At 40.0% G+C, this 10,133-nt stretch carries 11 protein-coding genes; 5 read left to right on the forward strand and 6 right to left on the reverse strand.

The annotated features are described in order from the left end of the window. Positions 1 to 1,133: 1,133 nt before the first annotated feature. From ccmE to ccmA, 5 genes are read right to left on the reverse strand one after another with little or no spacing between them, the layout of a single operon-like run. Positions 1,134 to 1,631 (reverse strand): cytochrome c maturation protein CcmE, encoded by a 498-nt coding sequence (gene ccmE / locus BCU94_RS17520; RefSeq protein WP_102440378.1) that lies wholly within the window; start codon positions 1,629 to 1,631, stop codon positions 1,134 to 1,136. Beyond that, entirely contained in the window at positions 1,631 to 1,828 is a 198-nt protein-coding gene (gene ccmD / locus BCU94_RS17525) for a heme exporter protein CcmD (protein WP_102440380.1), read from the reverse strand. Before ccmD ends, ccmE begins: the two co-directional genes overlap by 1 nt. Then, positions 1,828 to 2,574 carry a heme ABC transporter permease gene (locus tag BCU94_RS17530; protein ID WP_102477112.1) on the reverse strand — a complete coding sequence of 249 codons (747 nt, stop codon included), beginning with the start codon at positions 2,572 to 2,574 and terminating at the stop codon, positions 1,828 to 1,830. The genes ccmD and BCU94_RS17530 overlap by 1 nt, the downstream gene beginning before the upstream one ends. Beyond that, positions 2,575 to 3,261: a heme exporter protein CcmB gene (ccmB, locus tag BCU94_RS17535; RefSeq protein ID WP_076543209.1), complete on the reverse strand. Its 687-nt coding sequence runs from the start codon at positions 3,259 to 3,261 to the stop codon at positions 2,575 to 2,577. Between the two features lie 9 nt (positions 3,262 to 3,270). After that, positions 3,271 to 3,921, reverse strand: coding sequence for a cytochrome c biogenesis heme-transporting ATPase CcmA (gene ccmA, locus BCU94_RS17540; RefSeq protein WP_102477113.1), 651 nt, complete (start codon positions 3,919 to 3,921; stop codon positions 3,271 to 3,273). A 322-nt stretch (positions 3,922 to 4,243) separates the two neighbouring features. Here ccmA and BCU94_RS17545 point away from each other — a divergent pair, with 322 nt between their 5' ends. Beyond that, complete coding sequence (locus tag BCU94_RS17545; protein ID WP_076543207.1) at positions 4,244 to 4,537, forward strand: c-type cytochrome; 294 nt, start codon at positions 4,244 to 4,246, stop codon at positions 4,535 to 4,537. Positions 4,538 to 4,605: 68 nt separating this feature from the next. Here the strand turns inward: BCU94_RS17545 and ccmI are convergent, their stop codons facing one another. Then, positions 4,606 to 5,874 (reverse strand): c-type cytochrome biogenesis protein CcmI, encoded by a 1,269-nt coding sequence (ccmI, locus tag BCU94_RS17550; RefSeq protein ID WP_102477114.1) that lies wholly within the window; start codon positions 5,872 to 5,874, stop codon positions 4,606 to 4,608. Positions 5,875 to 6,298: 424 nt separating this feature from the next. Here ccmI and BCU94_RS17555 point away from each other — a divergent pair, with 424 nt between their 5' ends. From BCU94_RS17555 to BCU94_RS17570, 4 genes are read left to right on the forward strand one after another with little or no spacing between them, the layout of a single operon-like run. Beyond that, positions 6,299 to 8,275: a heme lyase CcmF/NrfE family subunit gene (locus tag BCU94_RS17555; protein WP_076543206.1), complete on the forward strand. Its 1,977-nt coding sequence runs from the start codon at positions 6,299 to 6,301 to the stop codon at positions 8,273 to 8,275. A gap of 15 nt (positions 8,276 to 8,290) precedes the next feature. Continuing rightward, positions 8,291 to 8,842: a DsbE family thiol:disulfide interchange protein gene (locus BCU94_RS17560; RefSeq protein WP_102440374.1), complete on the forward strand. Its 552-nt coding sequence runs from the start codon at positions 8,291 to 8,293 to the stop codon at positions 8,840 to 8,842. A 2-nt stretch (positions 8,843 to 8,844) separates the two neighbouring features. After that, positions 8,845 to 9,336 (forward strand): heme lyase NrfEFG subunit NrfF, encoded by a 492-nt coding sequence (gene nrfF / locus BCU94_RS17565; RefSeq protein ID WP_102440373.1) that lies wholly within the window; start codon positions 8,845 to 8,847, stop codon positions 9,334 to 9,336. Continuing rightward, positions 9,333 to 9,887 carry a TlpA disulfide reductase family protein gene (locus BCU94_RS17570; protein WP_102440372.1) on the forward strand — a complete coding sequence of 185 codons (555 nt, stop codon included), beginning with the start codon at positions 9,333 to 9,335 and terminating at the stop codon, positions 9,885 to 9,887. The genes nrfF and BCU94_RS17570 overlap by 4 nt, the downstream gene beginning before the upstream one ends. Positions 9,888 to 10,133 lie beyond the last annotated feature (246 nt).

Consider the following 10,133-nt stretch of genomic DNA (forward strand, 5'->3'; position numbering starts at 1 on the left):
CTTACCTGGCTTACCTGGCTAGCAGCATAGAGCTTCCATTAATTGAAAATAGTTCGCTGCTGACTGAAGACTCGTAAATCCACAAGAAAATGATTAATTAGCTTCTCTTAATTAGCTTAGATTTACTCGCAAACTACCCAGTTGTAATTGTTAATCATCTGAACCTAAGTCAGTTAAACTGCTTTGAAAGTTGTTTACGAAGCTTTCTGTAATAGCTAAATTGTCATTTGCATTGCTGTAATCAGTTTTGACTGTAGCCATTTAGTTGTGTCATTTTTTGGTGACATAAGTTGGTTTACTAGCCATGAAAGGTTAACTGTTTAAGTTAGTTGGCAGCGTTAAAGGGTTCTGCGTCTTTGTTTATAAAGCCACTAAACGTGTGCTTAAAACCAGTTATCTTTTTCAAGTAGCACATGTTAAACGAGTCCACCTAAGTCTTTATCACCAAGTGTCCCGGCTTGTTAGGCTCAGAATCTAGTGGACAACGAAAGTGATTTACCTGTTATTTAAACCCTAGTTGCTAATTTTAAGATTTATTTTGATTCATTCTAGATTTTATTAAGCAGTGAAATAACACTTCTTTTTATTAGCTGAAAAAAAAGGTATTCCAGTCAACTATATCAATTGCAGCCTGGTTTGGCATTGGTGTTTGCTCCAATGCAGAATATAGTTTTGTTTAAGGGATTTTTTTAAAGAAGGGTTTTGTGCGGTGCTAATAGGTAAGTTAGCTATTCATGCGCTGTAGGTATTAGAAATATAATCGCTTGAGAGCTATTTAAAAGCTTCCAGTCAGCTTATTACGATTAATATAGGGTTTAGTGTACTTTGTTAATATAAGTCCGTTTAAATGTGCGCAGAGGCTAGGGTTATCATTTTCCGGGTAATTAGCACTTTATAGTTTTTTTGGGGGGAATTGCGGCTAATGCAGAGGGATTGATTATTACAACTTTTTGGTTAAACATTAACTCTTGGTTGTTTGAGGGCAACAGTAAACTTAAACTCATAGTTGACTTCCTATACTTTAATTACGCAAGCCAAATAAAAAAGCACCGACCAATTATGGTCAGTGCTTTACATGGTGATTAGCTTACGGATGAAGCTTAAATTTCGTATGGTCGCTACTTAATCTTGGATTAGTTGTATTTATAACCTTCGGATTGAGTTTGCTCAGAGTAATCTAATTTTTCATGGCTTTGGCCCATGGCTTCAGCAACTTCTGGAGGCATGTAATTTTCATCATGCTTTGCAAGTACTTCAGTTGCTTGTAATACGCCAGGCTCTGTTAATACACCTTGTGCAACAATACCTTGTCCTTCACGGAATAGATCAGGCAACAAGTCATCAAATGTTACGATGATTTCGCCACCAAGAATATCATGAATGGCAAATTCAACATGTAAACTATCAGGATCACGTACCATTGAGCCTAAGGTCACCATACCACCTACACGTATACGTTGACCAACTTCAGGCTTGTCACCTGTATCTGGTTTACCGTTTACAATTTCATACGGAGTATAGAATAAGTTTAAGTTTGAATTTAGCGCATATATTAGTAATGATGCGATACCGGCAACACCTGCAATTAATGCGACTGCCAGTGTTAATCTCTTTTTGCGTCTTGAATTCACTATCTGCTACTCCTAGTTTCTTTAAGGCGGTCTTCTCGTTCCATCTTTTTAGATATTTCGAGTAAGACGGATCTTTTTTGACGAAGGCTCAAGAATAGTAACGTCCCTAAGCTTCCGAAGGTAACACCGTATGACAACCATACATAGAATGCATAACCGCCCATATTTAAAAATTCAGAAAATGATTCGAACTGTATCATTTCGATGCCTCCGCTTTTGCTAATTCTCTAACCCAAGGACGCATTCCATTTCTAGCTAAAATCTCAGCTTTGTAGCGTAGCAAAGTGATTGCACCAATCATTAATCCAAAACCGACGATATTGATAAGTAACGGTGCTAACATTTCCATTGGCATTGATGATTTTTCAGTGATTTTAATTGTCGCAGGTTGATGTAAGCTGCTCCACCAATCAACTGAGTATTTAATAATTGGAATATTAATTACACCAACGATTGCTAAAATGCCTGCTGCACGAGCTGCAAGTACTTTATCTTCAAATGAAGCGTAAAGAGAGATTACACCTAGGTATAAGAATAATAGCACCAGTTCTGATGTTAAGCGTGCATCCCATACCCACCAAGTGCCCCACATAGGTTTGCCCCATGCAGCACCAGTTAACAAGGCGATAAAGGTGATTACAGCGCCTATTGGTGCAATTGAGGCTGCAACCCAATCGGCTGCTTTAATCTGCCATACAATCCCGACAAATGAAGCGGATGCCATAGCCATATACGCGGCCATAGACATTGAGGCAGCTGGTACATGGATATAAATAATTCTGAAACTTTCGCCTTGTTGGTAATCCATTGGGGCAAATAGCATTCCCCAAATGGTTCCGACACTTATAAATAAGATGGCAGAAAATGCAAACCAAGGTAAAAGGGTTGATGCTAGTTTGTATGCACGCTCTGGATCAGCGTATGAATGTAGCCATTTCCACATTTAGTTTGTACTCACTCTTAATGAAGCACCAATTGCAAATGGTGCCATAACTAATGAACCGACCAACATTGCACCAATAATAGCAAGTTGACCTGTGTAGGGTAAATTCATTCCAGCCGCATCAATCGCACTTGTAGCGAAGATGAGAACAGGTATATATAGCGGTAAAATTAGCAAGCTTAGTAGTACACCGCCTTTGCGTAATCCAACCGTTAATGCAACACCAATAGCGCCAAGAAGGGACAATACTGGTGTTCCGACTGCTAGTGTCGAGATTAGCGCGCCATAGCTATTGCTATCTAAATGCAGCAGTACTGCAAGTAAAGGTGCCACTAATATTAATGGTACACCGGTTAAAATCCAGTGTGCCAATACCTTTGACAATACCAATATTGATAATGGCTGTGGGCTGAGCAACATTTGCTCTAAGCTGCCATCACTAAAATCGGCTTTAAATAAACGCTCTAATGACAGCATCGATGCTAGTAGGGCTGCGACCCAAATAATGCCTGGTGCCACACGTGATAATACTTGTGGTTCAGGGCCAATGCCTAGCGGAAACAATGTCACTACCAGTACAAAGAATAATAACGGGTTAAAAATATCACCACGATGTCGAATGGCGATTTTTAGATCCCGATGCAACAATGTCATAAATGCTTGGGTGTAACTTATGCCTCTTTTCATTGTTGTACCTTATACGAAACGATAGTCTAGTTTTACCTTACGAAGCACATCATCAGTAATGATGCCCATATCTTGGTGAGTTGTCATAATCACGCAACCCCCATTTTTAGTGTGCTGAATAAATAATTGCTCTAGTTCTTCAACACCTTTTTTATCAATGGCGGTAAATGGCTCATCTAAAATCCAAATACGACTGTTGGTATGCCACAGTCTTGCTAATGCGGTGCGACGATGCTGACCTGCAGATAAATGTCCTGCTAGGGCTTCTTCAAAACCGCCTAAGTTAACTTTGGCTAATATATCGTAACTATCAAAGTCATCATAACCACTTAACCTTAAATTGAAGTTAAGATTTTCTTTTGCTGTTAACTCACTTTTAACACCTGCTAAGTGACCTAGGTAAAGTAAATCTTCATTAAATTCATCACGGCATTGTGTGATATCGGTATCGATATATTCGACTTCACCAGCGTATGGCCTTGAAAGTCCGGCTATTATGCGTAGTAAACTGGTTTTTCCGGCACCGTTTGGGCCTTCAATTTGGACAATATCACCAGCGTTAATTTCAAAACTCAATTCGTCAAACAGAATGCGATCTTCACGAATGCAGGTTAACTCATTCGCTCTTATTAAGGTCGGCCGTTGAATGTTTTCTGTCACTTAGCCCTCATTATCACTGTTAAAGATGAATATAATTTTATATTAACATAAACACAATTAGCGGTTTAGCATTCAGCTCATCTATGTGCTAGGTATTTGAAGTGGTTCCAATAAAATACATCTTATGTGAACTTTTTCATGATTCTCTAATATATTACTTTATCTTAGCTTATTGTCTTCATTTGGACGCCAAGGTGAGATTCTTGTCACAAAAAGGTGAGTTTTATTGAAGTTTGTAGTAATCTGATGACGATTTATAAGTCTGCCTTCATTAAAAGGTGGCGTTGAGCTGTTAATTTATTTGCATTTAGGAACGATGAACATGAAAAAATTATTAGCAATGACTGCAGTTGCCGCGTTGACTTTGTCTTCAAACGTTTTTGCCCAAGATGGCGAAGCGGTTTATAACAAAGCGTGTACAGTATGTCACAGCATGGGAGTTGCTGGTGCACCAAAGACTCACGACGCTGCAGCTTGGGAACCACGTTTAGCTAAAGGTCTTGATGCATTAGTTGCAACAGTCAAAACAGGTTTAAATGCAATGCCACCAGGTGGAATGTGTACTGATTGTACTGATGAAGATTACAAAAACGCTATTGAGTTTATGTCTAAGTAATTTTAGGTTGCTCAATAAAAAAACCGGCTTAAGAGCCGGTTTTTTTATGTCTATTTATTGATAGTGGATTATTGAACCACTGTATCAAGTAATAGTTTAGCTTCTTTACCCACAGCAACAGATGCAACGATACCTTTTAAATCACCAGGTTGCGCCTTCACACTGCCATGTTTTGATAGCACTGCGATAATTTCTACATTTGCAGCACTGCTTAGTTTTACATCGCCACCCATTGAAGTAGTGTCATCAAGTGTCACCGTTACAGGTAAACTGTTGGCACTTATTTTGGTCGCAGCTAAAGGTACCTTAGGGCCTTGAGTTGAACGGGCGAAGATAAATACCATATCTGAAGAGCTAACTTGATCGGCTAACTCTGGAGCAATTGATATCGCGACATCTACAGTTTTAACACCTGCTTCGGCTGTAGCTGCTGCCATTGGGTTATGAGTTCTATCGTTTGGCATCACTCCCGTTTCAGCTTGAATACGCATTTGGGCAGATTCAATAGCATTCATAAGTGCAGTGCGATCCACATCTTTACGATCGCTATCTAAAATAGATTGCCACGCTGTGATTGCGCTTTGATAGTCAGCAGTGAAAAACGCATCCATACCGACAAGCAACAATGTAGAAGGGTCGTTTGGATCTAAAGCTAAAGATTGATCAACAAGCGCTTGAATCTGAGGATTCATTTGCTGACCATTTTTGTAATACAGTGCCGTCGCTTTAGGGCCTAATAATTCAGAAGCTGTGCCAACTAATTCCATCACTTTATCAAAAGAGGCAACAGCATGATCAAACTGGTTTGCTGAAATATAAGCATGACCTAAGCTAAACCAAGCTTGGCTGTTTTCTGGCTCAGCTTGAACTTGCTGCTCCATCATTTGTACACGTTGAGCCATAATCTGCTCATTGCTCATACCTTGATGTGGCGAAGCTTCAGCTTGTGGCGGGGTAGCTAACTCCTGGTATGCACCAAGGGTTGAGTAAAAGTAACCTGAAACAGCCAAGACACCAACGGTCATAATTGATGGCCATAAGATCCCTTTTGCTTTTAATTTCGTATCTAAAGAATCGTCACCAGCAATCTTCATATCTTGCAGAAGGCCAATTTCTAGTTCTTTTTTAAGCGCGTCAAACTCTGTTTGATCAAGCAAGCCTTCTTCAAGTTCTTTAGCTAAAATGCCTGCGCGCTCGTTGAAGAGTTCAAGGTTAGTTTGCTTACGTACGCCTGATTCTTCAGCAGATAGCATTTTTTGCTGACGAAAATGAGGGATCCAAATCAGCATTAAGCTGATGAGTACGACAAGCGCAATAAATATCCAAAATGTGGTCATTGTTTCAATATTCACTTTTAGGTTGCTGAAAAAATAAAGCGGAACTGCCGCCTAACTTGAGTGCTAGATTATACGTAAAGATGATTCATTGAACAGTAATATACGATTTTACTTAGTCAGAATCCTTATAGTTGGGCACTGGTTCACAAATAAATAACCACCTTTGAAATCAAACGAAACTTAAATGAACTTTTTTAGTCATAGGCTTAGCTGTTATAACTGTGTGTTTTTAATCTCTATTTTTTTGAGAATGAGACTAGTGACCCAGTTTTGCATGAAATAGGCAGACATAAACAACAGCAAATACTAAAATATAACAAAATTCGTATTAGCTAATGTTAATGTAGCTGATATATAGCATTATGTTAGTTATGCGTTGGTTTGATTAGGTTCGGACCAACTTTTATCACACTGAGGAATACCCATGATCCCAGAACTTGGACACTTCTCGCTCATTATAGGTGTGGCATTTGCCATGCTATTAATGACCGTGCCGTTAATTGGTGCAGCCCGTAAGGACCAGTATCTCGTAAGATATGCTTGGCCGATTTGTTACGGTATGTTCTTTTTTATCGCTCTTTCAGTTATCAGCCTAGGCTATAGTTTTGCCGTTGATGACTTCTCTGTGGCTTATGTCGCACATCATTCAAACTCACAATTGCCAATCTTCTTTAAGATTGCAGCAGTGTGGGGTGGCCATGAAGGGTCACTTCTATTCTGGGTATTCTCTATATCTGTCTGGGCTGCATCAGTTGCATTGTTCAGTAAAGGTATGGAAGAAGTCTTTATCGCACGTGTTCTTGCGGTATTAGCAATGATCATTGTTGGCTTCTCTTTATTCATGCTAATCACTTCAAGCCCATTTGAGCGTATTTTCCCAATACCGATGGAAGGTCGAGATTTAAACCCAATGTTGCAAGATGTGGGCTTAATCTTCCATCCACCAATGTTGTACTTGGGGTATGTTGGTTTCTCAGTTAGCTTTGCATTTGCTATTGCTGCGCTTATGAGTGGTCGTCTAGATTCTGCTTGGGCTCGTTGGTCACGTCCTTGGACACTAGCAGCTTGGGTATTCCTAACAGGCGGTATCTCGTTAGGCTCTTGGTGGGCATACTACGAACTTGGCTGGGGCGGATGGTGGTTCTGGGATCCAGTTGAAAACGCATCGTTCATGCCTTGGTTAATCGGTACAGCGTTAGTGCATTCACTTATTGTGACTGAAAAACGTGGCGCATTCCGTAACTGGACCGTATTACTGTCAATATTCGCTTTCTCATTAAGCTTGCTAGGTACCTTTATTGTTCGTTCAGGTGTTTTAACATCAGTGCATTCATTTGCAGCCGATCCTAGCCGTGGTATGTTTATTCTGCTCTTGCTTGGCCTCGCAGTTGGTGGCTCCTTGACCTTGTTTGCGTTAAGAGCAAGTCAAATGAGCAGTCCTGCAAGGTTTGAACTCAAATCTAAAGAGACCTTCTTACTTGTATGTAATGTGTTATTAACTGTTGCAGCAGGTACTGTACTACTTGGTACGCTATATCCATTGCTAATTGATGCATTAGGTATGGGCAAAATCTCTGTAGGACCTCCATATTTCAACGCTGTATTTGTACCAATTGTACTTGTACTGTTTGGCTTCATGGGAATTGGCCCAATCATTCGCTGGAAAAAATCTAAAGCGGGTGAGATTAAACGCCAACTTATGATCCCTGCGATTGTGGCTGCAATTGTTGGTTTGGCAACACCATTTATCGCTGGTAACGAAATGAACCTTTGGGTTGCATTCGGTATTGCTGCTGCGACATGGGTAGCACTAGCAACCTTCAGAGCGGCATATAACCTAGTAACTGACAAAGAAGGTAAGTTCACCCTTAACAAGATTGGCCGTAGTGAAATGGGGATGATTATTGCCCATTTAGGTATTGCCGTATCAATTGTTGGTGCCACTATGGTGTCTAACTACTCGATTGAGAAAAGTGTTCGTATGGGCCCTGGTCTCAGTGAAGAGTTAGCGGGTTATACCTTCAACTATATTGAAACCAAAAACGTGGTTGGTCCTAACTACACCGCGCAACAAGGTCAGATTGAAGTTTATTACGATGACGAATTTGTTACATTGTTAAGACCTGATCGTCGTCAATACAATGTACGTACGATGGATATGACTGAAGCAGGTATTGATTGGGGCTTGTTCCGTGATCTATATGTGACTATGGGTGATCCATTGAGCATGACTCAATTTGCTGTACGTCTTAACTATAAACCGTTTGTTCGTTGGATTTGGTTTGGTTCAATCTTTATGATGGTCGGCGGTTTCTTAGCTGCATCAGACAAGCGTTACCGCGTTAAAGAAGCTAAAACTGCTAAAGAAGAAGCAGAACAAGCAAAATTAGCCACTGCTTAATATATCGGAGAAAGTATGAAAAAGTTGGTGCTGTTTATACCATTGGTATTGTTTTTGGGGATGGGAGTTTTTCTTTATCAGGGGTTATTCTTAAATCCACAAAAGCTGGATTCAGCACTAGAAGGAAAGCCGGTACCGGCTTTCCAACTTGAACGCCTTGAAACGCCGGGTGAAATGTTAACGCAAGCTGATTTAAAGGGTGAAGTGTCGATGATCAATGTTTGGGCTACATGGTGCCCGGCATGTAAATACGAACATCCTTTTTTAATGATGCTTGCGCGTAAAAATATTTTACCTATTTATGGTGTTAATTATCGAGATGAGCGTGCGCCAGCAATACGTGAGTTAAGTCGTGAAGGCGATCCCTACACGCTTAACATTTTTGATAAAGATGGACGTTTAGGTTTAGACCTTGGGGTATATGGAGCACCAGAAAGTTTCATTGTTGACCATAACGGTATAATCCGTTTCCGCTACGCGGGGCCAGTTGATAGTAATGTCTGGAGTGAAACACTCTACCCAATGATCCAACAGTTACAAGCTGAAGCTAAACAAGACGGAGTTTAATAATGAAAACATTGAAAATACTTGTTGGCTTGATGACAAGTTTAGTTTTAGCTTTTAATGTGATGGCAACGCCAGTAGATACTTATGAATTTAAATCTACCGATAACCAAAAGCGTGCGTTGAACTTAGCGCACTCTTTACGTTGCCCACAGTGTCAAAATCAGAACTTGATCGATTCTAATTCGCCAGTAGCCCAAGACCTCCGTCTTGAAGTCTACACCATGGTTGACGAAGGAAAGAGTGATGATCAAATAGTAGATTTTATGACAAGTCGTTACGGTGACTTTGTACTATATAAGCCAAGATTAGATCCTAAGACCTACATTCTATGGATTGGCCCATTTGTACTAATGCTTATTGCACTTTACATTGCATTGGTTGTTGTTCGTAAACAACGTGGTAAAGCAGCAAATGTGGAGCAAGAGTTAACTGACACAGATCGTGACGAGTTAGCCGCTTTATTAGCAAGCAAGCAACAGCGAGATGAAAAATGAACAAGATGATCAAATTGATCATGCTTGGTGCATTAGCGGTAAGTTTTACCGCTAATGCATATCCTGGAATGGAAAAACAGCAACAGCATGTTAGTCAATCAACACTTGATAAGATAAATGTATTAGCGCAGCCGTTTCCTATTGCACACATTGGTTTTAATGATGCCGAAGGCAATGAAGTTGATTTCGAAGCCCATAAAGGCAAAGTTGTTATCATTAATATGTGGGCGACCTGGTGTCCTCCGTGTGTAAGAGAGCTACCTGCATTAAATCGATTAGAGAAAACACTGAGTAAAGACGAATATGTGTTGATGCCAATCTCTATTGATGCAGAAGGCAAGAAGCAAGTTAGCCCTTTCCTTGATTCTATTGGTCTAGGTGCTTTTACTTCTTATTACGACCCAAGACAGAATTTACGAGAAGTATTTCCACTAGACACCATACCAGCGACCTTTATTCTAAATAAAGAAGGTGAATTGGTTGCTTATGTGCGTACTTATGTCGATTGGGATGATGAAAACGCTGTTGAGTTTTTACGACAGTTTCAATAAATTGCAATTAAAGTCTAACGATAGTGATATAAGGTTGCTTACTTAATAGACTAATCACACCTGAATTGATTAAAAAAGATCGTATTTGATGAAAAGATCATCATGCGATCTTTTTTTTGCTTTTTTATCACTAAAAGCCCTTGCGCTAAATCTTAACTTGCCTATAATGCGCATCCACTGACACGGCGACAGGCCAATAGCCTCAAGGTGTTAGCGTTAATTAAGACGCTTTTAAAGCTTCATAAT

Origin of the sequence: Shewanella sp. 10N.286.52.C2 (assembly GCF_002874545.1) — a bacterium.
In the GTDB taxonomy this organism is placed as follows: Bacteria; Pseudomonadota; Gammaproteobacteria; order Enterobacterales; family Shewanellaceae; genus Shewanella.